This is a genomic window from Paraburkholderia phenazinium (genome assembly GCF_900142845.1).
In the GTDB taxonomy this organism is placed as follows: Bacteria; Pseudomonadota; Gammaproteobacteria; order Burkholderiales; family Burkholderiaceae; genus Paraburkholderia; species Paraburkholderia phenazinium_A.
On record NZ_FSRU01000002.1, the window covers coordinates 3009720 to 3031198 of the forward strand.

Genomic DNA, 21479 nt, shown 5'->3' on the forward strand with positions numbered 1-21479 from the left:
CCCTACGGCCGCAATACCGCCTCAACCGAAGGCTAAACCGGCCAGAGCGGCCCTTCCTGCATGGCGCCGAGTTGCTCGCGCATTTCGAGAATGCGGTCTTCCCAGTAGCGCTGCGTGTTGAACCACGGAAACGCCGCAGGAAAAGCCGGATCGTTCCAGCGGCGCGCAAGCCATGCCTGGTAATGAATCAGACGCAACGTGCGCAAGGCTTCGATCAGATGCAGTTCGCGCGGCTCGAACTCGCAGAAGTCTTCGTAGCCCGCGAGCAGATCGGTGAGCGCGCGCGACGCTTCGGCCCGCTCGCCCGGCAACAGCAACCACAGATCCTGCACCGCCGGCCCCATGCGGCTATCGTCGAAGTCGACGAAATGCGGGCCGGCATCGGTCCATAGCACGTTGCTCGGATGGCAGTCGCCATGCATGCGCAAAGGGCGAATGTCGCCGGCCCGCTCGAACGCCTGTTCGACGCCTTGCAGCGCGAGATTCACCACGGTTTCCCATGCGGTGCGTACGTTGTCGGGCACGAAGTGCTGCGACAGCAGGAAGTCGCGCGGCTCATAGCCGAAGGTCTGGATGTCGAGCGTGGGACGCGCCGTGTAGTCCTCGGTCTGGCCCACGGCGTGGATGCGGCCGATAAAACGGCCGAGCCATTCGAGCGTGTCGGGCCGGTCCAGGTCGGGCGCGCGACCGCCGCGCCGCTCGAAGATCGAGAAGCGGAAGCCATCGAATGCATGCAGTGTGCGGCCTTCGAAGACGCGCGCGGGCACCGCCGGAATCTCGCGCGCGGCGAGCTCGGCGACAAACGCGTGCTCTTCGAGAATCGCCTCGTCCGTCCAGCGCTCGGGCCGGTAGAACTTCGCGACGACGGGCGGGCCGTCCTCGACGCCGATCTGATAGACGCGGTTTTCGTAGCTGTTGAGCGGCAGCATGCGTCCATCGGTGCGAACGCCGACCGTGCTCAACACGCTGTCGATTGCGTCGAGCACACATTCCGGCGTCAGCCGGGTAAAAGGCACAGCGCCGGAGACGCTGTCCTGCGAATCGTGAGTGTCTGGGTTCATGCCCGCATTGTGCGCCGCGACGCCGTCAAAGACGAGCGCTGCAGCGACACGCGCGGACACGCGCCGCGTTCAGTGCATCTGCGCACTGGCCGGGCGCACGAGCTCGCCCGTATCGATCAGGTCTTCGAGGAAGAAGGGTTCTGTATTCAACTGGAGCGATGTGCCGGGTTCGCCGGCATACCACGCCACCATCGCCATATCGCCAAGAATGCGCATGACAATCCCGCGCGCGCCCTGCGGCACGGCGATATGCACGGATCGGACAATAGAACCGACTTGCATGATATTTCCCCGTTCTCCCATTGCCGGCTATATGACGATCGTGCCGGTCGAGGTGATGATAAAAGCGCCGCTTCGCCGAACACGTTGCGCACGCACCTGATTGTCTCCGCGTCGCACGCGGTGGTGGACCGGCAAAAAAACCAAGCCGATGGCCCTACTCTACCGCATGCTGATGACCCATCATAAACCCTGCGGCACTGATATCTCAAAAACGTGCGTGCTGGGCGGCGGCATCGTCGTCATGTTGAACAACCTCGGACCGACGATGCTGAAGACAATCGTGGTCATCGCAGACGGTGTCGCTTCTGTCGCGTTTGGTTTTTTCCTGGGCCGTGCACGAGCGGGCGAGGCACCGGGTGCCCCATCATCCAGAAAGGACAATGTAAGCGGCCGCTACACTGCCTGGCGCGTCAACGACGCCTGGTGAAAACCCGCGCAGCCCCGCCAGGCAAGACTTCCACGCACTGCGAAGCCTCGCTGCAGCGCCGCAAACAGGTCCCCCATCGCCCAAGGGGTGGCCTATACTCACATCAAGCGTGGCAGCCGCATCAAGCCTAAAAATACAGGGCTGAACCCGCGAGCAACACCATAAGGAGACGAGCATGACGACCTACTTCACGATCGCCGATTTCATCCTGATCATTCCGATGGCGCTAGCCGGTGCGTTGTTTGTCGGCGCCCTACCGTGCAAGACGGAGTTGAGGCACAACATCTTCCGCCTGATTGGCGCGCTGATGGGTGTGGGCGTCGCCGTGCTGCTAGTCGAAGGACTACCCGCGCTAGTCTAGCCGCGCGGCCGCGGCCGGGGCGCCAGTCAATGCGCCGTCGCCGCGTCCAGCGCTCCGGGTCCCCTGAACTGGCGTAACGCGCTGCGGAAATAGGCGGGGTCGATCGCGTCCGTTTGTGCGTCCGCTTTTGCGTCCGTTCCTGCGTTTTTTTCGCCGCGCGTTTCAAGCGCGAGCGCCGGCAACGCCGTCCACGGCAACGTGGGATGCTGATGATGCAAACGATGCAGATGGTGATTCATCAGCACACCTTGCCATACCCGCGCCACGCGAAAGTTGCGCGAACGTCCGGGTACGTCGAGCGCCACGCCATGGTGCGGCAGGTTGTCCGCGAGCGACAGCCACACGCCGCGCAAATACATCGACACGGCCAGCACCGGCCACCACGTCCCATACAGATAGAAGGCAAGCGCGAACAACGCAAGGCTCAATAGCCAGTCGCGGCGGATGCGTGCGCGCCGCGCGGGATCGGCCGCGAAACTCGCGAACAGACGCTGCACGTCGGCACCGGCGGGCCCCTCCGCTCCGATTGCGCGGGACACCAGCGAGCGCGCCAACTTGGCCGGCGCAAAGGCGAGCAGCGGCAACACCAGTTCGCCCGCATACAGACCGCCCAGCAAACGTCCGTAGTAACCGGGCAGCACCTGCCACAGCGGCCGGCTTGCGTCGAGCACGTCCGGGCGATCGAACGGTTCGCGGGTAAAGCGATGATGCATCAGGTGTCCGAAGCGTACGGCGTCGAACGGCAGCGCGAAGGCGATCGCCAGGGTGCGCGCCACACCTTCGTTCAGATGCCGTGCGGCAAACAGTTGTCCGTGAATCGCTTCGTGAATCAAACCCCAGTGCATGGGAGTCGACACCACCAGCGGCACGATCAGCAGCAACGCCGGCATCCCCCATTCACGTAGCAGGAACGGCAAGCCGAAAAGCTGCAGCGCCGTCGCCAGCGTGACCACCGCAAGCAGCGTGAGATTGGCGCGTACGTCGATGGCCGCGCGTCGCGGGGTGCGTCGCGCGTTTGCCGTAGTCGGCGTTGCCGGTCCAGCCTGAGCGGCCGCACGTGGGTCCATTTTCCCTCCGTCGAGACGAGATCGCCGCGACCTTAGCAGCGCTCTGTGACAGCGGGAAGAACGGCCTCGGCGTGGCACAACGGGTGACGCGAGACCCACGCCCAAAAAGGAAAGCCGCCTTACGGCGGCTTTCCTGACATCGCTCCGACGGGTACGCCGTCAGCTTTAGATGGCCTGATCCGTGGACGGCTTCTCCCACAGGTTGACGCCGCCTTCGGTCGCATAGCGGTCGATCTCCGCCAGCTCTTCCTTCGAGAACTCGAGGTTCTTCAACGCACCGACGTTTTCACGTACCTGCTCGGCCTTGCTCGCGCCGATCAGCGCCGAAGTAATGCGTCCACCACGCAGCGTCCACGCGAGCGCCATCTGCGCGAGACTCTGACCGCGACGTTGGGCAATCTCGTTGAGCTTGCGCACATGCTCGATGTTCTGCGCGCTGAGGTGGTCCTGCTTCAGCGAACCGCCGCCCGGCTTGTTGACGCGCGCATCGTCCGGTACGCCGTTCAGATACTTGCCGGTCAACAGGCCTTGCGCGAGCGGCGTGAAGGCGATGCTGCCCGTGCCGAGATCTTCGAGCGTGTCGAGCAGCTCGTGCTCGACCCAGCGGTTCAGCAGGTTGTAGGCCGGCTGATGGATCAGCAGCGGCACTTTGTATTCGGCGAGCAGCTTCGCCATCTCGCGCGTCTTGGCGGCCGAGTACGACGAGATGCCGATGTACAGCGCCTTGCCCTGCTGCACGGCGCTCGCCAGTGCGCCGGCGGTTTCTTCGAGCGGCGTGTCGGCGTCGAAACGATGCGAATAGAAGATGTCCACGTACTCGAGCCCCATGCGTTGCAGGCTCTGATCCAGACTCGCGAGGATGTACTTGCGCGAGCCGCCGCCCTGGCCGTACGGACCCGGCCACATGTCCCAACCGGCCTTCGACGAGATCAGCAGTTCGTCGCGGTACGGCTTGAAGTCGTCCTTGAACAGACGTCCGAAGTTCGTTTCAGCACTGCCGTACGGCGGCCCGTAGTTGTTCGCCAGGTCGAAGTGCGTGATGCCGAGATCGAACGCGGTACGCAGGATTTCGCGTTGCGTGGAGAGCGGTGTCGTATCGCCGAAGTTGTGCCACAGGCCCAGTGAGAGCGCCGGTAGTTTGAGGCCCGACTTGCCGCAAACGCGGTACTGCATGTCCGAATAGCGTGCTGAAGCTGCTTCGTAAGCCATTGCTTGAATCCCTTGATGAAAACGGAAGGAAGAGTCGTCAGGCAGCCGCTGCGCCGATTGCTCGGGCGGCACGGCCGCGTGCGGTTCAGTGCGGGGTGAGACGAACTCACTATCTTAGCGAATCGTCGAAAGACTTGCTGAGGCCCATTATGCGGGACAGAAGCGAGCGGCGAAGAGGCCTGCCAGGCGATTGAAGCGGCGGCTGGCAACACGGCTGACGCATGGACGCGGCAGCAACCCTCCCCTACACTTCGACGACCCTGTTTATAGGAGGTTTTTCATGACCAAAGCGATTTCGCTCGCATTGATTGTCGGCGGCGTGGTGCTGCTGTACTTCGGCGGCGAGGCGTACCACTCGCTCAGCAGCGACGTGTCGCGCGTGTTCACCGGCTCGCCCTCCAACAAGGCGATTTACCTGATTGCAGGCGGCGTGGTGGCGACGCTCGCAGGCCTGATTGGGATGGCCACATCGAGCGGCAAGCGCTAGGACGCGCGGCAGAGGGCACCCGCCCGGCGGGTGCCCGGCCTTGGTTCAGAAGGCCACTTCGGGCTTCGACGCGGAGCGCGAACCCGGCAGCGGCACGTTGCTCGCGCCGTGATAGGTGTACACCAGCGAAAACTTCACGTCGTCGCTGATGTTCTTGCCGGCCGAATGCAGCGTATTGCAGTGGAAAAACACCACATCGCCGGCCTTGAGCTCCGGGGACACAGCCGTCTGGATCAGCGCCTGATTCTCGGGCAAATCGGAGCGGAAGAACTTCGCGTCGTCGAAACGCTCGGACGTGAACGTCGCACTGTGCGACTGCGGCACGAGCCACAGCGCGCCGTTATCGACGGTTTCCGGGCCGAGCGCGAGCCACACGGAGACCAGATCGTCCCGCTCGAACGACCAGTAACGCACGTCGCGATGCCAGCCGGTCAGACTGCCATAGGCAGGATGCTTGGTCATCATGCAGTTGTGATGGGCGCGCGACAGGCGCGGTTCCTCACCGAAATAGGTTTCCATCCAGCCGCGGATTTCCGGCGCCGTGGCCCACTCGGCGAAGCGCGGGTGGCGCGCATAGGCATCGAGCAGCCGGCGCACCGTATGGCCGCCAGGCGCATGCTTGGACTCCGGCGCGCCCGGATAGCGCAGATCCGCCTCGAACTCGACCGGCGTGGCCGCTTCCTGCAATTGCTGCAGGGCGATCTGCTTCAGTTCGCTGCAGCGCTCGGGCGAAACCAGCCCCGGCACGACGACGAAGCCCCGTTCCCGCAACATCTGAACCTGTTCTTTCTTCGAATGAACTGACATGGGGTATTCCGTTACTTTCTACTGGCTGATGCTCGATTGTAAAACGTGCGCGATCAGCGTGCGGCCTTTGCGGTGCGACAAAGGGGCCGGGTGCACGCGGCAAGGGCGGACATGCACATTTTTCGACCGTCAAGGGACGGATTTCATCTGCGCCGGCGACGGATCTGCCCCGTAAAAACCCGTAAGCCCGAGGGTTAAAACGGACTTTCTGACGTCACGATTCGCGTGTAGCCTGCTCGCATGTTGATTGCAATTCCCGCTGCTTTCCTTAGCGCACGGCCTTTCCAGGCCGCTGCCGCCACTTTCCGGTCCATTTCCGGGCTTGCGCGCCGCTCCCGCTGGCATAGTTGGTGCTGCTTTTTCTAGCACCTCCCGTCGCGCGACACGCTGCCCACCTTTGAAGCCATGCACACTCTCCTGAGCACCCGTCTTACCCGCGCCGCCCTCAAGGCAGCGCGTCCCGCGCGCCGCCATGTCGTGCGCGCGCTGCGCCACCACGCAACCCGTACCCGCGCGCTCGCCGGGCAATGGCGCGACGCCAAACCGGTGGACGGCATCCGCACCTGGTTCCAGACGTTCTTCATCGCACTGCGCACGCAAGCCGGCTCGCGCCGCTTTTCGCTGCGCACGCTGCTGCGCAAGCCGACGCCGTTGCGCGCGCTGCCCGCGCCACGCGTCGCCGCGCCACGCAGCACCAGCCGTCGGCCGCGCCGGATGTCGTTTAGCAGTGAAGGGTGGTTTGGGTTCGCAAGCCGCTGAGGCATGCGTTTAGTGCGATTTTTTGTACTACCCAGTGGCAACCATTGCTTAGAGCTCTCCGATACACCCTCCTATGGCGTCCGCCACGCTAAATAAGCTCGTTCGCGACAAAATCGCGTCCAGCTTAGCGCTTCGGCGACATTTCTCGTCCAGAATCCCAGTTCTTTAGCGGGAAAGCGACGGACCATGTGCCTCAGCACGCCTCGGATTTAGCTGAAAAACGACAAAAGCACTATAATAAAAGCTGAAATACGACACGCGCGGGCGAAAATGAGCGGCTTAAAAGCGGAAAAACGACAGTTCGATGAAGTGCTGTTTGCGACCGGCGACGCTGCATTCGACCGCGACCTCCAGCGGCGCGCCAAGAGCGGACTCTTGACGCGAGTCGCCCCGGGTGTCTACGTCGAAGCTGGAGTCGATGAAGAAATCGCAGGGCGAGTTCAGCGGAACTGGCAAAAGCTTGCCGCGCACGCCGTCCCTGGCGGCGTCGTTTCGCATCTCAGCGCGTTCACGCGCGGTATCACAGCGACCAACGAGGTCGTGATATCGCATCCCACGCGCTTCAACCGGCGCATCCGCTATCCCGGCCTCACTCTGGTCTTGCTTAAGGGCCCCGGCCGCCAGCCCGGAGATTTTCCACTTGGATCATTTGACCTGTATTGGTCTTCTTTCGAACGCGCTCTGCTCGAAAATCTAAGCCGTGGCTCTGCGACGACCCGCGCGTCGCACGAGGAGGTGGAGGAGCGCCTCATCAACTGCCTGAACGCAAACAAGGAAACTGGGCTAAACCGGATTCGCGACCGCGCTCGGGAATTGTCCGTTCCATTGGCCGCCGGGGCCAGTTTTGATGTACTCAACAGTATGATCGGGGCGCTGCTGAGCACTCACTCGAAAGGGACGCTCAAAACCAAGACAGGATTGGCCATCGCTAACGGCACGCCCATTGATACGAACCGCATCAACCTCTTCGGTACCCTCGCGACCGCGCTACGCGTCGCAGTGCTGCCGGATATTGCCGAGGTCGCTGCGCCAGGCAGCGGCCGAATCAATTTCGCGTTCTTCGAGTCGTACTTTTCCAACTACGTAGAGGGGACCAAATTCTCCGTGGAGGAAGCCGAAGGGATCGTCCTGCGCAATAAGATCGTTCCTCAACGACCTAAGGATTCTCACGACATTTTGGGAGTGTTCAATCTCGCCAACAGTACCGACACCAGGGCAGCCGTACCTCCGGTCGGTGACGACTTCGTCGATGTCCTTCAGGAGCGGCATCTGAGAATGCTTGAGCGACGCCCCGAGGCTCGTCCTGGGCAGCTGAAACTCGAATCGAACTATGCGGGCACGACGCAATTCGTACAGCCTTCGCACGTACGCGGAACCCTTGCAGAAGGGTCCCGCCTGGCGCTTGCAGTTCCCGAGGGACTTGCTCGGGCCATCTACTATCTTTTCCTGATTGCCGAAGTTCATCCGTTCGAGGACGGTAACGGCCGCTTGTCGCGATTGATCATGAACGCCGAGCTATCCAGAGTCGAGCGCTGTCGCATCATCATCCCGACGCTGTTCCACCCTCAGTTTGTCGACTGCCTTCGAGTGCTGACACAAGGGCAGCACACGGAGCCGCTAATCAAGGCAATGTCCCGAATGGCAAAGTGGTGCGCCCAATTCGACTACTCGGGCCTTGCCAACCTAATACTGCAAATCAGGGCCACGAACTCGCTGGAAGAATCGCCTGCGGAGTTTCGTCTGTTGAATGCCGACGGTTCCCGGGCAACGTAGCCGGCCTGTCACAGACAACCCGCCGCTCGGCTCAAGCACGTATTCCCGCGACGAAACACGCGTTTCAAATAAAAAAGGACAGGGATTCGCGTCCCTGTCCTTCATTCAAAACCGCCAGACAAACGTGGCTTAAGCCAGCGCAGCCACCGGCTCCGTGCCTGCGGCCTCAGCGAGGACCAGCGCCTTGTCGGTCGCCTCCCACGTGAATTCCGGCTCTTCGCGGCCGAAGTGGCCGTAAGCGGCGCTCTTTTCGTAGATCGGACGCAGCAGGTCCAGCATCTGGATGATGCCCTTCGGACGCAGGTCGAAGTGTTCCTGAACGAGGCGCGTGATCGTTGCATCCGACACGCGGCCCGTACCGAACGTGTTGACCATCACCGACGTAGGCTGCGCCACGCCGATCGCATACGACACCTGAATCAGGCAGCGCGACGCGAGACCCGCAGCCACGATGTTCTTCGCGACATAGCGGCCGGCGTAAGCCGCCGAACGGTCGACCTTCGACGGATCCTTGCCCGAGAACGCGCCGCCGCCGTGCGGAGCCGCGCCACCGTACGTGTCGACGATGATCTTGCGGCCGGTCAAGCCGCAATCGCCTTGCGGGCCGCCAATCACGAACCGGCCGGTCGGGTTGACCAGGAACTTGATGTCGCCCTTGATCAGCTCAGCCGGCAGCGTCGGCTTGATGACTTCTTCGATCACGGCTTCGCGCAGTGTGGACAGCTCGATGTCCGGCGAATGCTGCGTGGACAGCACGACCGTGTCGATTGAATGCGGCTTGCCGTCGACGTAGCGCACGGTGACCTGCGACTTCGCATCCGGACGCAGCCAGGGCAGACGGCCGTCGCGGCGCAGGTTAGCCTGGCGTTCGACCAGACGGTGCGAGAGGTGGATGGGCAGCGGCATCAACTCCGGTGTTTCTTCGCACGCAAAGCCGAACATCAGACCCTGGTCGCCCGCCCCCTGGTCGAGGTTGTTGTCGTGCGCACGGTCCACGCCCTGGGCGATGTCCGGCGACTGCTTGTCGTACGCGACCAGCACCGCGCAACCGCGGTAGTCGATGCCGTAATCGGTGTTGTCGTAGCCGATGCGCTTGATCGTATTGCGCGCGACCTGGATGTAATCGACGTTGGCGGTGGTGGTGATTTCACCGGCCAGCACGACCAGACCCGTGTTGCACAGCGTTTCAGCGGCGACGCGGGAATATTTGTCCTGAGCCAGGATGGCGTCGAGAATCGCGTCCGAGATCTGGTCCGCGACCTTGTCCGGATGGCCTTCGGAAACGGATTCTGAGGTGAAGAGATAGTCGTTTGCCACGTTGCAGACTCCTGTTATGTGGTTACGGTTGAGTTTCACGTAGCCAGCTTCGGAGGCCTGAAGCGGCGACGCTTTAGCGGATTTCCTGACTAGCGGGCGCGTATCGCGTGGATCGCACCTGCCAGCTTCGCCCCGCAAGTTGTCTATTAACTCGGCGAAGCCCTTATTATAGCGACTTCCTACATTTGTCACAGAGTACCCACGCGTGTTGTATTTCGACTCGTTTTCGGTTTCCTTGAGCGCCGCGTCCTCAGGTGCCCGCCGTGGAGCGGCGACATGCTGAGCCGCTTCGGAGCCAAACTCGCCATCGGACTGCTGAAACTGTTTGCGCTTTTGCCCTACGGCCTCATCGCCCGCATCGGCGACGGCCTGGGCTGGCTGCTCTATCAGATCCCCAGCCGGCGCAAGCGCATCGTCCATATCAACCTGAAGCTGTGCTTCCCCGAATGGAGCGACGAGCGCCGTGAAGACGTCGCGCAGAAGCATTTCCGCCACGCCATCCGCAGCTATGTGGAGCGCAGCGTCCAGTGGTTCGGCTCGGCCAGGAAGCTCGAAAAGCTGATCCAGCTCGACAGCGCGATCGACCTCACCGACCCCAACCTGCCGCCCACGCTGTTTCTCGGCTTTCACTTCGTCGGTATCGAGGCGGGCTCGATCTTCCTGAACTATTCGCTCAGGCGCCAATGCGGCTCGCTGTATCAGCCCATGTCGAACCCGGAACTCGAGGCCGTCGCCAAGGCGGCGCGCGCCCGCTTCGGCGCGGACATGGCAAGCCGCGCCGACAGCGCCCGCATGGTGCTGCGCTGGCTGCGCGACAAAAAGCCGGTGATGCTCGGCGCCGACATGGACTACGGCATGCGCAATTCGGCCTTCGTGCCGTTTTTCGGCGTGCCGGCCTGCACGCTGACCGCCGTCGGGCGGCTTGCCAAGGTCGGCCAGGCGCAGGTGGTGCCGTTCATCGGCGAAGTGCTGCCGAACTACAAAGGCTATCGTCTCAAGGTGTTCAAGCCGTGGGACCACTACCCCACCGGCGACGACGAAGCCGACGCGCGCCGCATGAACGCGTTCCTGGAAGAGCAGATTCCGCTGATGCCGGAACAATATTATTGGGTGCACAAGCGCTTCAAGACGCGGCCGCCGGGCGAGCCGAGCGTGTACTGAACGCAACGCGGGAGCCGCCTGGCGGAAATGGCGAGCCCCGCAACACGAAGGATCCCGGCGCAATAAAAACGGCGTTCGGCGCACGTCCGCGCGCGTCCCTTACAATAGCGACATGAGACTGAAATTCACCAAGATGCACGGCGCGGGTAACGACTTTGTCGTGCTCGACGGCTTTACGCAGCCGCTCAAGCTGAGCGCGGAGCAAGTGCGCGCGCTCGCGGACCGGCACTTCGGCGTCGGCGCCGATCAGCTCCTGCTGGTCGAAAAGCCCACCATCGAGGGCGTGGATTTCAGGTACCGCATTTTCAATTGCGACGGCGGCGAGGTCGAGCACTGCGGCAACGGCGCGCGCTGCTTCGTCAAGTTCGTGCGCGACACGCGCCTGACCGACAAGCGCAGCGTGCGGGTCCAGGTGCAAAACGGCGTCATCACGCTGACCATGCAGGACAACGGCGAAGTCACGGTGGATATGGGCGTGCCTGTGTTCGAACCGGCCCGCGTGCCGTTCGACGCAAGCCGCCTCGACGGACGCCGCGAGGGTGGCGACACGCTCTGGCCGCTCGAGGTGAACGGCGTCGAACGCTGGATCTCGGTCGTCTCGATGGGCAATCCGCACGCCGTGCAGGTGGTCGAGGACGTCGAGGCGTTTCCGGTGCTGATCGAAGGGCCCATCATTGAACATCATCCGCGCTTCCCGCAACGGGTGAACGCCGGCTTCATGCAGATCGTCGCGCGCAACGAGATCAACCTGCGCGTCTACGAGCGCGGCGCCGGCGAGACACTGGCATGCGGCACGGGCGCCTGTGCGGCGGTCGCCGCCGGGATCCGCCGCGGGCTGCTCGATTCGCCGGTGAAGGTGCATACCCATGGCGGCGCGCTGACAATTTCCTGGAATGGCGAACACGACGATGCGCCGCTCCTGATGGCCGGGCCCGCTGCGACCGTATTCGAAGGTGAAATCGAACTGGCCGACTAAGCGGCCACGACGCGTGGCCCGAGGCATGGCCGTACCCAACCAGACACGTGACCGACTGACCCCATTGACCGATGCGCCCGCGTGAGGGCGTAGTCCTTTAGCCGAAACCATGAACGATCGCGAAGTCGCTGAATACCTGCTCGCCAACCCCGAATTCTTCGCCGAACACGCGGAAATGCTCGCGACCATCAAGCTCGCGAATCCGCACGGCAAAGCCGCGGTCTCGCTGCAGGAACGGCAGATGGAAATGCTGCGCGAGAAGAACAAGCATCTCGAACGGCGCCTCGCCGAACTGCTGCGCTACGGGCACGAGAACGACAGCATTGCGTCGAAGTTCAACCGCTGGACCATCCGCGTGATGTCCGAGCGCGATCCGTACGCACTGCCGCGCACCATCGCCAACGGCCTGCGCGATGTGTTCGACGTGCCGCAGGCGGCGCTGCGCGTGTGGGACGTCGCCGAGCCCTACACCCAGGCCGACTTCGCGCGTCAGGTTGGCGAGGAAGTGCGGATCTTCGCGAACAGCCTCACCACACCGTATTGCGGCGCCAATTCCGGCTTCGAAGCGGCGCAATGGCTCGTGCCGGCGGTGACGTCCGTGCCCGCTGAAGGCGCCGAGCCGCAGGAAGGCGGGCATGCCACGGAATCGATCGCGCTGCTCGCGCTGCGCGACCCCGAGGGCAAGGAAGAGACGCCGACTTTCGGCTTGCTGGTGATGGGCTCGTCCGACCCGCGGCGCTTCCACGACGGCATGGCGACCGACTTCCTGACGCAGATCGGCGCCTTGGCCAGCGCGGCGCTCAGCCGCCTGCTGCCGCGCTGAACGGCCGATCCGCCACCCGCCGCCGACCCACTGTGACCACCGCCGATCCGATCGCCGACTACCTGTCGAATCTCGAGCACGAGCGGCGGCTATCGGCGCATACGTTGCGCGGCTACACCCATGAACTGGACGAACTGAAGCGGCTGGCCAAAGGCCGGCCGCTCGAAAGCCTGACCGCCATCGACATCCGCGGCGCGGTTTCGAGAGCCCACGCGGCCGGCATGACGGCGCGTTCGATCAGTCACCGGCTGTCGGCATGGCGGGCCTTCTACCGCTGGCTCGCCGGGCGGGTCGACCTGCCGGCCAATCCGGTTGCGACAGTGCGCGCACCGAAGCAGGCGAAAACGCTGCCCAAGGCGCTCTCGGTCGACGATGCCAACCGGCTGATGGAAGCGCCCGCCGCCGGCACGGCAGAAGGGCTGCGCGATCACGCGATCCTCGAACTGTTCTATTCGTCCGGCTTGCGCCTCGCGGAACTGGTCGGGCTCGACGCCCGCTTCGCCGACACCGGCGGCTACCGTTCCGCCGGCTGGCTCAAGCTCGATTCCGCCGAAGTCGAAGTGCTCGGCAAGGGCAACCGGCGCCGCATTGTGCCCGTGGGCAGCAAGGCGCTCGATGCGCTCAACGCGTGGCTCGCGGTGCGCGGCGAATTCGTCAAGCAAGACCCGCATCCGCTGTTTCTGTCGGCGCGCGGCAACCGGATGTCGCCGAACGTCGTGCGCGAGCGCGTCAAGCGCATGGCGCTGGTCGCCGGCATTCCCGCCAATGTCCATCCGCACGTGCTGCGCCACTCGTTCGCCACCCATGTGCTGCAGTCGAGCGGCGATCTGCGCGCCGTGCAGGAACTGCTGGGGCACGCCAGCATCACCGCCACGCAGGTGTACACCGCGCTCGATTTCCAGCACCTCGCGCACGTCTACGACCAGGCGCATCCGCGCGCCAAAAAACGCGACTGAGACGAACGCTTCTGGTGGGCGTTCGGCGCCCGCTCTCGCCAGTTTCGCCGCCTCGAGCGGCCTATTGTTCTGCTGAATACCTCACGAAGTCATGAATACCGTTACGCTCAAACCGTCGAAAGAAAAGTCGCTGCTGCGCCGCCATCCGTGGGTCTACGCGACCGCCATCGACCGCGTCGACGGGAAGCCGGCCGCCGGCGCTACCGTGCTGGTCCGCTCGCATGACGGCCGTTTTCTGGCGCGCGCCGCCTACAGCCCGCATTCGCAGATTCGCGCGCGGGTCTGGAGCTTCGACGAAGCGGAGCCGATCGACCACGCGTTCTTCAAGCGCCGCGTGCAGCGCGCCATCGAGCATCGTCAGGCGATGGTGCACAACACCGGCGCCGTGCGCCTGATCTTCGGCGAAGCGGATGGCCTGCCGGGCCTGATCGTGGATCACTACGTCGCCGACGACGCCGGCCAGCGCAGCCAGCTCGTCTGCCAGTTCATGGCCGCCGGGGTCGAGGCGTGGAAGGAGGCGATCGTCGCGGCCTTAAGCGCCGCCACCGGCTGCCCGAACGTCTATGAGCGCTCGGACGTGTCGATCCGCGAGAAGGAAGGCCTGGAACAGATCACCGGCGTGCTGGCGGGCGAGCCGCCGTCCGACCCGCTGATCGCCAGCGAAAACGGCGTGCGCTACCACGTCGACGTGCGTAACGGCCACAAGACCGGCTTTTACGTCGATCAGCGCGACAACCGCGCCCTCGTGCAGGAGCTCGCCCAGGATCGCGACGTGCTGAACTGCTTCTGCTACACCGGCGGCTTCTCGCTGGCGGCGCTCAAGGGCGGGGCAAAACGGGTGGTGTCGATCGACTCCTCCGGCGAGGCTCTGGCGCTCGCGCAACAGAACGTCACCGCCAACGGCTTCGACGCCGCCCGCGCCACCTGGCTCGACGCCGACGCGTTCAAGACGCTGCGCCGGCTCCACGAAGAAGGCGAGCGCTTCGACCTGATCGTGCTCGATCCGCCCAAATTCGCGCCGTCGCGCGAACACGTGGACCGCGCCGCGCGGGCCTACAAGGACATCAACCTGACCGGCCTCAAGCTGCTGCGCCCGGGCGGCCTGCTGTTCACCTATTCGTGTTCCGGCGCCATCGACGCGGAGCTGTTCCAGAAGATCGTTGCCGGCGCGGCCGCGGATGCCCGCGTCGACGCCCGCATCCTCAAGCGCCTCGGGGCCGGCGTCGACCATCCGCTGCTCACGGCTTTCCCGGAAGGCGAGTATCTGAAAGGCCTATTGTTGCAAATCGCCTGATCGCCCATAGTTTGAGGGTTATTTCCCGCGCGGCGGGCGGACCGGGTGCCTGAGTGCCCGAAGGCCCGCCGTCTGCAGCGGCTTGACAGATATGTTTCAATAACCGATTAGCTCGAACGGCGCAGGCTTATGTCTGCCGCCGCTCCAGGCATTCCGATTCACGCACAGATTCACGCACAAACAGGCGACCACCATGATTCCCGTCACTATCCTGACCGGCTTCCTCGGCAGCGGCAAAACCACCCTGCTCAAGCGCATCCTGAACGAAAAGCACGGCATGAAGATCGCCGTGATCGAGAACGAGTTCGGCGAAGAGAATATCGACAACGAAATCCTCGTGCAGGACGCGAACGAGCAGATCATCCAGATGAGCAACGGCTGCATCTGCTGCACGATCCGCGGCGACCTGGCGCGCGTGCTCGGCGACCTGGCGGCGAAAAAGCGCGCCGGCGAGCTGGATTTCGACCGCGTCGTGATCGAAACCACAGGTCTCGCGAATCCGGGTCCGGTCGCGCAGACGTTCTTCATGGATAACGAGATCGCCGACGAATTCCTGCTCGACGCGATCATCACGCTGGTCGACGCCAAGCACGCCAACCACCAGCTCGACGAGCACGAAGTGGTGCAGCGCCAGGTCGGTTTCGCCGATCGCCTGTTCATCACCAAGGCCGATCTGGTCGACGAAGCCGCGCTGGACGCGCTGCGTCATCGCCTGCTGCACATGAACCCGCGCGCGGCGATCAAGATGGTGAATTTCGGCGAAGCGGACATCAAGGAAATCTTCGACCTGCGCGGCTTCAACCTGAATTCGAAGCTGGAAATCGACCCGGACTTCCTGGCTGAAGACGAGCACGCGCACAGCCACGCCCACGCGCACGACGAGCACGGCCATACGCATGACGACCACGCGAATTGCGACCACGATCACGGCCACTGCGATCACGAAGGCCACGACCACGGCCATCACCACCACGCGCATCACGACGACAAGATCAAGTCGTTCGTCTTCCGCAGCGACCGCCCGTTCGATCCGAACAAGCTCGAGGACTTCCTGGGCGGCATCCTGCAGATCTACGGCGAGCGGCTGCTGCGCTATAAAGGCGTGTTGTACATGAAGGGCGTCGACCGCAAGGTGGTGTTCCAGGGCGTGCATCAGATGATGGGCAGCGATCTGGCCGCCAAATGGCAACCGGTCGAAAAGAAAAACAGCAAGATGGTCTTTATCGGCATCGAATTGCCGCAAGACCTGATTACCGACGGCCTGAGCGCTTGCCTCGTCTGAACGGCCGCCGGCAGGGGCGGCAGGGGTCGCAGAGCCGGGAACGAAGAATGCGTGGGGCTCGAAAAGCCCCCGGTTCTGCCCAAAAGCACCCAGGAAGCACGCAACCTGTGAAAAACGCGTGAAAACCCTGTTGCAGGAATCGTGCACGGGCATCGCTTTTTAGGCGTTCGCGCGTTATATTTTCGGGATAATGGCGTGCCGCGGCCCGGAATAATCCCGGTTGCGGTGACGGATTGTGATTCAGTTACAATACGTGCCCACTGGAGAATGAGAACGATTGCCCGGTCAGCGCGTATCCCGCGCCGGGCCTGACACGGCGCCGGAAAATCTTGTCCGGGAAGCAGCACGCCGACAAGCTGGCTGGCCCACCGCCGCAACAGGCACGCCGCCGGTAAGCAATGCCTCAGGAGCATTTGAAGATCGTTTCCAGAGGAGTTCGGCCCCGCATCGACGCCAGGGCGCCCAGCGCTTAGGCGTCCGGCGCTTCGGCGTCACGACAGCCCACCGTCCGTGTTCGCCGGCGCTCATTGAGCGTTTCACCGCCTTTGCGGGCAACACGAAAGTGCGGGCAACATGTACGAGTTTTGCCTCACATTGAAGAAGCAAGCCAGATGACGACGAAACGACTCTTGACCGAAGCCGAAATCCTGAAGATGAGCGACAAGGATTACATGAATGAGGATCAGCTCGCTTTCTTCAAGAACAAGCTTGAACAGCTGCAGGCGGAGATTCTCCGCAATGCCGGCCAGACGACCGAAAACCTGCGCGAAACCGTGATCGTGCCGGACCCGGCCGATCGCGCGACGATCGAGGAAGAGCATGCGCTGGAACTGCGCACGCGCGACCGCGAACGCAAGCTGCTGAAGAAGGTGCAGCAATCGCTCGCGCGCATCGAATCGGGCGACTACGGCTGGTGCGAAGAAACCGGCGAGCCGATCGGCATTCCGCGTATGCTGGCCCGGCCCACAGCTACCCTGTCGCTCGAAGCGCAGGAACGCCGCGAACTGCGCCAGAAGCTGTTCGGCGACTGAACGCCTGCGGCGCGGCCTACGGCCCGCCCTGACACGCTGCTTCGTTGAGAGGCGCACGGTGAGCTGTGCGCCTTTTTCTTTGCGGCCAGTGGGGGCTGGCGCCCGGCGTCCCGCTTTACGCCGCATACCCGCCCCGCCTGTGCCCCGGTCACCAGCATCTTTTACCGCTCCGGGCACCGCGCCCGCCGCGCACCAGTCATTTGGTCGCCGCGGCTCCCATCCCCTCGCGTCCTACCCCGTCTCTGCCGCTTTTTTCCGGCGTTTTTCCGCCCTATGCCGTTCGGCTGGCTCTTGATATGACAGCGCCCGCCCTAAAATAAACCCGACATGCGTCGTACGAGCGCGCGGGCCGCCCTTTGCTGGCTTGACGTCGCGCGCCGTGCGCTCTATCGGCTTCAGGCGGTAGCGCCCGGCGCATCGGCGCGATGGCGTGCGAGCGCTGCCGCGTCCTACCCGTTTTGCAAAAGGAACGCATATGGAGCAATTTCACGGCACGACGATCGTATCCGTGCGCCGCGGCGACAAGGTAGCCCTCGGGGGCGACGGACAGGTCACGCTGGGCAACATCGTCATGAAGGGCGGTGCCAAAAAAGTCCGGCGCATCTATAACGGCCAGGTGCTGGTCGGCTTCGCCGGCGGCACAGCCGACGCCTTTTCGCTGCTCGACCGCTTCGAAGCCAAACTTGAAAAACACCAGGGCAACCTGACCCGCTCGGCCGTCGAGCTTGCCAAAGACTGGCGCACCGACCGCATGCTGCGCCGGCTCGAAGCCATGCTGATCGCGGCCGACGCGCACACCACCCTCGTCATCACCGGCAACGGCGACGTGCTGGACCCGGAAGGCGGCATCTGCGCAATCGGCTCGGGCGGCGCGTATGCGCAGGCGGCGGCCAAGGCGCTCGCCGACAACACGGAGCTGTCGCCGCGCGAGATCGTCGAGAAGTCGCTGCAGATTGCCGGCGACATGTGCATCTACACGAATCACAACCGCGTTATCGAGACGATCGAGTAAGGACCCACGATGAGCACCATGACCCCTGCCGAGATCGTCTCGGAACTCGACAAGCACATCATCGGCCAAGGCCGCGCGAAGAAAGCGGTCGCGGTGGCGCTGCGCAACCGCTGGCGCCGTCAGCAGGTGGGCGAGCCGCTGCGCCAGGAAATCACGCCGAAGAACATTCTGATGATCGGACCGACGGGCGTCGGCAAGACGGAAATCGCCCGGCGTCTCGCCAAGCTCGCTGACGCACCGTTCATCAAGATCGAAGCCACCAAGTTCACCGAAGTGGGTTACGTGGGCCGCGACGTGGACAGCATCGTGCGCGACCTGATCGAAATTTCGGTGAAGCAGACCCGCGAAACGGAAATGCGCAAGGTGCGCACCAAGGCTGAAGACCAGGCCGAAGACCGCATCCTCGAGATCCTGCTGCCAAGCGCGCGGCCGGTCGGATTCGGCGCCAGTTCGAGCCCCGCCGACACCGTCGACGAAGGCAGCACGACCCGCCAGACCTTCCGCAAGCGCCTGCGCGAAGGCCTGCTCGACGACAAGGAAATCGAGCTCGACGTCGAGCAGCCGCAAGCGGGCATGGACATCATGGGTCCTCCGGGCATGGAAGACATGACCGAGCAGATCCGGTCGATGTTCGCCAATCTCGGCGGCGGCAAGAAGACCCGCCGCAAGCTCAAGGTGAAGGAAGCGTTGAAGCTGCTGACCGACGAGGAAGCGTCGAAGATGCTCAACGACGAGGAAGTGAAAACCAAGGCGGTGCAGAACGTCGAGCAGAACGGCATCGTGTTTCTCGATGAAATCGACAAGATCGCCTCGCGCAGCGAAGCCGGCGGCGGCGAGGTCTCACGTCAGGGAGTGCAGCGCGATTTGCTGCCGCTCGTCGAAGGCACGACGATCAATACCAAGTACGGGATGGTCAAGACCGATCACATCCTGTTTATCGCCAGCGGGGCGTTTCATCTCGCGAAGCCGAGCGATCTGATCCCCGAGTTGCAGGGCCGTTTCCCGATTCGCGTCGAGCTGGATTCGCTGTCCGTGAACGACTTCGAATCGATCCTCGTCTCCACCGACGCGAGCCTCGTGAAGCAATACCAGGCTTTGCTCGCCACGGAAGACGTGCATCTCGACTTCGCCGAAGACGGCATTCGCCGCCTGGCGGAGATCGCCTTCTCGGTGAACGAGAAGACCGAGAATATCGGTGCACGCCGGCTGTACACGGTGATCGAAAAGCTGCTCGAAGAGGTGTCGTTTGCGGCCGGCAATCATGCCGGCACCAACGTGCGGATCGATGCGGCCTATGTCGACCGCGCGCTGAACGAAGTCGCGGATGACGAAGATCTGTCGCGCTACGTGCTGTAACGCCGCAGCGCTTGCAGGACGGCTTTGCGCATGATGTGCCTGGCGGACCTCCGCTCCGGCAAAAGCGCAACGCAATAAAAGACGGGCGGTCTCTCGCGAGGCCGCCCGTTTTTCATTGAAGCGGTGTGACCACGGGCGACGCATCGCCCATGGCTGCACTGACTGACTACTCGCGCGGCAACGCCTACTGCTTCACCGGCCGTTTCGCCAGCTTGCGTTGCAACGTGCGCCGGTGCATGTTCAACGCACGAGCGGTTGCGGAAATATTGCCGCCATGCTCGGCCAGCACCCGCTGGATGTGCTCCCATTCGAGGCGCGCCACCGAAAGCGGCGTGGGATGCTCGATTGCCTCCTCCGCCTGCAGCGCACTCGCTTCGCTTTGGAGTGCCGAGAGAATTGTCTCCACGTTGGCCGGCTTGGCCAGATAGTTATCGGCGCCGTCCTTCACCGCCTGAACAGCCGTCGCGATACTCGCATAACCGGTCAGCACCAGCATCCGCGCGTCCGGTTGCAGTTCGCGCAGCGGCGCCACCAGCGTGAGGCCCGAATCGTTGCCCAGGTGCAAGTCCACCGTGATCTGGCCGAACTTCTGCTGATTCGCGAGCTTGATCGCTTCCTCGGCGTTATGCGCTTCGGCCACCGTAAAACCGCGCCGCGTCAGACCGCGCGCGAGGATGCCGGAGAACACTTCGTCGTCGTCGATCACCAGAAAATTCATGTCGCTCATGCCTGTTTCTCCGTATTGGATGGCGCGGCGCCTGTAGGGCCCACACCGGATGATTGTCGACCCGCCACGGGCAGCCGCAGCACTGCACGCGTGCCGCGCGGTCTGGTCTCCTTGACGTCGGTCAGCTCGATCGAACCGCGAAGCCGTGCCGCCGCCGAAAACGCCAGATACAGGCCCACGCCATGGCCGCCTTGGGTGCTGTCGACCGGCATCGCCCCAAGCGAGCCGCGCAACGACGCCGGAATACCCGGCCCGGCGTCGCAAACTTCAAATTCGATCCGCTCGTCCTGCTGCGACAGCGTGGCCGCCAGCGTCACGTGATCACGGCTCGCTCGCGCTGCATTGTCCAGCAGGATCGTGAGAATCTGGCTGACCGCGACCGTATCGTCAAGGTCGACTCCGGCCGGCGGCGTACCCAGGCGCTCGAATTTGACGTGCGGATGGCGCAAACGCCACTGCTGCGCGAACGACTCGAGCCATTCGCCGACCGGCTGCCGGCTCCCGGGCGTCGATGCGCGCGAGCGTAGGCGTGCCAGCGCCGACGTGCACAGCGTCATCTGCTGCTCGAGCAATTCCAGGTCGGCGCTATAGGGGGCAAGGCCCGCGTCGCTGCGCGCCGCATCGCGCAACTCTTCGGACAGCATAGCAATGGTCGACAACGGCGTACCGATCTCGTGGGCGACCGTCGCCGCCTGCACGCCGAGGGCCACCGCGCGTTCGTCGCGCAGCAGGCGTTGCTGGGCGTCGCCGAGCGCTGCGTCACGTTGACGCAGCGCTCGCGACATCCGCGCGACGAACCATGCAATCAGGCCGACACTCACCGTGAAGTTCACCCACATGCCGGCGCGGTAGTAGTCGAACAGGTTGGCGGGATTGTCGAGATTCAGCGGCACGGAATCGAAGCCGAGCACGGCATAGCAGGCCACCGCGAAGCCGGCGAGCCACAACATCAGGTGCCACGGCAGCACGGCGGCGGCGATCGCCAGCGAGGGCAGATAAAGCGAGACGAACGGATTGGTCGTGCCGCCCGAGAGAAACAGCAGTGCCGACAGCGCGCCGAGATCGACCCAGAGTTGGCCGAACAATTCGAGATTGGACTCGGGCCGTTGCTTCGAGACGCGCAGCCAGGTGAGGCCGTTGAATACCGTTTCGAGGCCGATGACGAGCAGCATGGCCGGCAGCGGCAAATGCACGCCGACAAAGGTCTGCACGACCGCGATGGTCACCAGTTGGCCGATAATCGCGAGACTGCGCAGCCAGAACAGATGTCCCAGGTTGACCCGGCCGGTGTTGGTTATACGATGCATGACG

General features: G+C 63.6%; 22 protein-coding genes. 14 read left to right on the forward strand and 8 right to left on the reverse strand.

All coding sequences use genetic code 11. The features are described 5' to 3' along the window. Window positions 1–32: 32 nt before the first annotated feature. Both BUS12_RS30520 and BUS12_RS30525 read right to left on the reverse strand, forming a co-directional pair. Complete coding sequence (locus BUS12_RS30520; protein ID WP_074301788.1) at window positions 33–1061, reverse strand: serine/threonine protein kinase; 1029 nt, start codon at window positions 1059–1061, stop codon at window positions 33–35. Window positions 1062–1130: 69 nt separating this feature from the next. Further along, on the reverse strand, window positions 1131–1343 hold the full coding sequence (locus BUS12_RS30525; protein WP_074263085.1) for a hypothetical protein: 213 nt from the start codon (window positions 1341–1343) through the stop codon (window positions 1131–1133). A 148-nt stretch (window positions 1344–1491) separates the two neighbouring features. On the opposite strand from BUS12_RS30525, the gene BUS12_RS30530 reads away from it, so the two are divergent. Then, window positions 1492–1770, forward strand: coding sequence for a hypothetical protein (locus BUS12_RS30530; RefSeq protein ID WP_074301067.1), 279 nt, complete (start codon window positions 1492–1494; stop codon window positions 1768–1770). Between the two features lie 175 nt (window positions 1771–1945). Beyond that, on the forward strand, window positions 1946–2131 hold the full coding sequence (locus tag BUS12_RS30535; RefSeq protein WP_074301068.1) for a hypothetical protein: 186 nt from the start codon (window positions 1946–1948) through the stop codon (window positions 2129–2131). A gap of 26 nt (window positions 2132–2157) precedes the next feature. On the opposite strand, the gene BUS12_RS30540 is transcribed toward BUS12_RS30535, so the two are convergent. After that, window positions 2158–3198, reverse strand: coding sequence for a fatty acid desaturase (locus tag BUS12_RS30540; RefSeq protein WP_074301069.1), 1041 nt, complete (start codon window positions 3196–3198; stop codon window positions 2158–2160). Window positions 3199–3363: 165 nt separating this feature from the next. Then, complete coding sequence (gene mgrA / locus BUS12_RS30545) at window positions 3364–4407, reverse strand: L-glyceraldehyde 3-phosphate reductase (RefSeq protein WP_074301070.1); 1044 nt, start codon at window positions 4405–4407, stop codon at window positions 3364–3366. Window positions 4408–4687: 280 nt separating this feature from the next. Here mgrA and BUS12_RS30550 point away from each other — a divergent pair, with 280 nt between their 5' ends. Continuing rightward, the gene (locus BUS12_RS30550; RefSeq protein ID WP_074301071.1) at window positions 4688–4894 is read left to right on the forward strand and encodes a DUF3185 family protein; all 207 of its coding nucleotides are present in this window, start codon (window positions 4688–4690) and stop codon (window positions 4892–4894) included. 45 nt (window positions 4895–4939) lie between these two features. On the opposite strand, the gene BUS12_RS30555 is transcribed toward BUS12_RS30550, so the two are convergent. Further along, window positions 4940–5701 (reverse strand): phytanoyl-CoA dioxygenase family protein, encoded by a 762-nt coding sequence (locus tag BUS12_RS30555; protein ID WP_074301072.1) that lies wholly within the window; start codon window positions 5699–5701, stop codon window positions 4940–4942. A 405-nt stretch (window positions 5702–6106) separates the two neighbouring features. Here BUS12_RS30555 and BUS12_RS30560 point away from each other — a divergent pair, with 405 nt between their 5' ends. Together BUS12_RS30560 and BUS12_RS30565 are read left to right on the forward strand one after the other, a co-directional pair. After that, the gene (locus tag BUS12_RS30560; protein WP_074301073.1) at window positions 6107–6460 is read left to right on the forward strand and encodes a hypothetical protein; all 354 of its coding nucleotides are present in this window, start codon (window positions 6107–6109) and stop codon (window positions 6458–6460) included. A 270-nt stretch (window positions 6461–6730) separates the two neighbouring features. Further along, window positions 6731–8233: a Fic family protein gene (locus BUS12_RS30565; protein WP_074301074.1), complete on the forward strand. Its 1503-nt coding sequence runs from the start codon at window positions 6731–6733 to the stop codon at window positions 8231–8233. A 129-nt stretch (window positions 8234–8362) separates the two neighbouring features. On the opposite strand, the gene metK is transcribed toward BUS12_RS30565, so the two are convergent. Continuing rightward, on the reverse strand, window positions 8363–9550 hold the full coding sequence (gene metK / locus BUS12_RS30570; RefSeq protein ID WP_074301075.1) for a methionine adenosyltransferase: 1188 nt from the start codon (window positions 9548–9550) through the stop codon (window positions 8363–8365). A gap of 276 nt (window positions 9551–9826) precedes the next feature. Here metK and BUS12_RS30575 point away from each other — a divergent pair, with 276 nt between their 5' ends. The 9 genes from BUS12_RS30575 to hslU all read left to right on the forward strand — a co-directional run bounded on the left by BUS12_RS30575 (window position 9827) and on the right by hslU (window position 19441). Beyond that, window positions 9827–10711: a lipid A biosynthesis lauroyl acyltransferase gene (locus tag BUS12_RS30575; RefSeq protein WP_074301076.1), complete on the forward strand. Its 885-nt coding sequence runs from the start codon at window positions 9827–9829 to the stop codon at window positions 10709–10711. Between the two features lie 112 nt (window positions 10712–10823). Continuing rightward, entirely contained in the window at window positions 10824–11687 is an 864-nt protein-coding gene (gene dapF, locus BUS12_RS30580; RefSeq protein ID WP_074301077.1) for a diaminopimelate epimerase, read from the forward strand. Window positions 11688–11796: 109 nt separating this feature from the next. Then, complete coding sequence (locus tag BUS12_RS30585; RefSeq protein ID WP_074301078.1) at window positions 11797–12510, forward strand: DUF484 family protein; 714 nt, start codon at window positions 11797–11799, stop codon at window positions 12508–12510. A gap of 32 nt (window positions 12511–12542) precedes the next feature. Beyond that, entirely contained in the window at window positions 12543–13466 is a 924-nt protein-coding gene (gene xerC / locus BUS12_RS30590; protein ID WP_074301079.1) for a tyrosine recombinase XerC, read from the forward strand. 91 nt (window positions 13467–13557) lie between these two features. Beyond that, complete coding sequence (locus BUS12_RS30595; RefSeq protein ID WP_074301080.1) at window positions 13558–14760, forward strand: class I SAM-dependent rRNA methyltransferase; 1203 nt, start codon at window positions 13558–13560, stop codon at window positions 14758–14760. Window positions 14761–14953: 193 nt separating this feature from the next. Beyond that, window positions 14954–16042: a CobW family GTP-binding protein gene (locus BUS12_RS30600; protein WP_074301081.1), complete on the forward strand. Its 1089-nt coding sequence runs from the start codon at window positions 14954–14956 to the stop codon at window positions 16040–16042. A 611-nt stretch (window positions 16043–16653) separates the two neighbouring features. Beyond that, window positions 16654–17073 carry an RNA polymerase-binding protein DksA gene (dksA, locus tag BUS12_RS30605; RefSeq protein ID WP_074301082.1) on the forward strand — a complete coding sequence of 140 codons (420 nt, stop codon included), beginning with the start codon at window positions 16654–16656 and terminating at the stop codon, window positions 17071–17073. Window positions 17074–17548: 475 nt separating this feature from the next. After that, window positions 17549–18085 carry an ATP-dependent protease subunit HslV gene (gene hslV / locus BUS12_RS30610; RefSeq protein ID WP_074301083.1) on the forward strand — a complete coding sequence of 179 codons (537 nt, stop codon included), beginning with the start codon at window positions 17549–17551 and terminating at the stop codon, window positions 18083–18085. Between the two features lie 9 nt (window positions 18086–18094). Further along, on the forward strand, window positions 18095–19441 hold the full coding sequence (hslU, locus tag BUS12_RS30615) for an ATP-dependent protease ATPase subunit HslU (protein ID WP_074301084.1): 1347 nt from the start codon (window positions 18095–18097) through the stop codon (window positions 19439–19441). A gap of 184 nt (window positions 19442–19625) precedes the next feature. On the opposite strand, the gene BUS12_RS30620 is transcribed toward hslU, so the two are convergent. Together BUS12_RS30620 and BUS12_RS30625 are read right to left on the reverse strand one after the other, a co-directional pair. Beyond that, a complete protein-coding gene (locus BUS12_RS30620) occupies window positions 19626–20168 on the reverse strand; it encodes a response regulator transcription factor (protein ID WP_074301085.1) in 543 nt (180 codons plus the stop codon). After that, window positions 20165–21475, reverse strand: coding sequence for an ATP-binding protein (locus BUS12_RS30625; protein ID WP_074301086.1), 1311 nt, complete (start codon window positions 21473–21475; stop codon window positions 20165–20167). The genes BUS12_RS30620 and BUS12_RS30625 overlap by 4 nt, the downstream gene beginning before the upstream one ends. Window positions 21476–21479 lie beyond the last annotated feature (4 nt).

What these genes read in the sequence shown, in the direction of transcription:
- hslU (WP_074301084.1), top strand. Translation starts at nt 18,095, where the DNA reads ATGAGCACCATGACCCCTGCCGAGATCGTCTCGGAACTCGACAAGCAC.
- BUS12_RS30585 (WP_074301078.1), top strand. Translation starts at nt 11,797, where the DNA reads ATGAACGATCGCGAAGTCGCTGAATACCTGCTCGCCAACCCCGAATTC.
- BUS12_RS30625 (WP_074301086.1), bottom strand. Translation starts at nt 21,475, where the DNA reads ATGCATCGTATAACCAACACCGGCCGGGTCAACCTGGGACATCTGTTC.
- mgrA (WP_074301070.1), bottom strand. Translation starts at nt 4,407, where the DNA reads ATGGCTTACGAAGCAGCTTCAGCACGCTATTCGGACATGCAGTACCGC.
- hslV (WP_074301083.1), top strand. Translation starts at nt 17,549, where the DNA reads ATGGAGCAATTTCACGGCACGACGATCGTATCCGTGCGCCGCGGCGAC.
- BUS12_RS30555 (WP_074301072.1), bottom strand. Translation starts at nt 5,701, where the DNA reads ATGTCAGTTCATTCGAAGAAAGAACAGGTTCAGATGTTGCGGGAACGG.
- BUS12_RS30535 (WP_074301068.1), top strand. Translation starts at nt 1,946, where the DNA reads ATGACGACCTACTTCACGATCGCCGATTTCATCCTGATCATTCCGATG.
- dksA (WP_074301082.1), top strand. Translation starts at nt 16,654, where the DNA reads ATGACGACGAAACGACTCTTGACCGAAGCCGAAATCCTGAAGATGAGC.
- BUS12_RS30550 (WP_074301071.1), top strand. Translation starts at nt 4,688, where the DNA reads ATGACCAAAGCGATTTCGCTCGCATTGATTGTCGGCGGCGTGGTGCTG.
- BUS12_RS30540 (WP_074301069.1), bottom strand. Translation starts at nt 3,198, where the DNA reads ATGGACCCACGTGCGGCCGCTCAGGCTGGACCGGCAACGCCGACTACG.
- BUS12_RS30600 (WP_074301081.1), top strand. Translation starts at nt 14,954, where the DNA reads ATGATTCCCGTCACTATCCTGACCGGCTTCCTCGGCAGCGGCAAAACC.
- BUS12_RS30620 (WP_074301085.1), bottom strand. Translation starts at nt 20,168, where the DNA reads ATGAGCGACATGAATTTTCTGGTGATCGACGACGACGAAGTGTTCTCC.
- BUS12_RS30520 (WP_074301788.1), bottom strand. Translation starts at nt 1,061, where the DNA reads ATGAACCCAGACACTCACGATTCGCAGGACAGCGTCTCCGGCGCTGTG.
- BUS12_RS30530 (WP_074301067.1), top strand. Translation starts at nt 1,492, where the DNA reads ATGGCCCTACTCTACCGCATGCTGATGACCCATCATAAACCCTGCGGC.
- BUS12_RS30595 (WP_074301080.1), top strand. Translation starts at nt 13,558, where the DNA reads ATGAATACCGTTACGCTCAAACCGTCGAAAGAAAAGTCGCTGCTGCGC.
- BUS12_RS30560 (WP_074301073.1), top strand. Translation starts at nt 6,107, where the DNA reads ATGCACACTCTCCTGAGCACCCGTCTTACCCGCGCCGCCCTCAAGGCA.
- BUS12_RS30525 (WP_074263085.1), bottom strand. Translation starts at nt 1,343, where the DNA reads ATGCAAGTCGGTTCTATTGTCCGATCCGTGCATATCGCCGTGCCGCAG.
- BUS12_RS30575 (WP_074301076.1), top strand. Translation starts at nt 9,827, where the DNA reads ATGCTGAGCCGCTTCGGAGCCAAACTCGCCATCGGACTGCTGAAACTG.
- dapF (WP_074301077.1), top strand. Translation starts at nt 10,824, where the DNA reads ATGAGACTGAAATTCACCAAGATGCACGGCGCGGGTAACGACTTTGTC.
- BUS12_RS30565 (WP_074301074.1), top strand. Translation starts at nt 6,731, where the DNA reads ATGAGCGGCTTAAAAGCGGAAAAACGACAGTTCGATGAAGTGCTGTTT.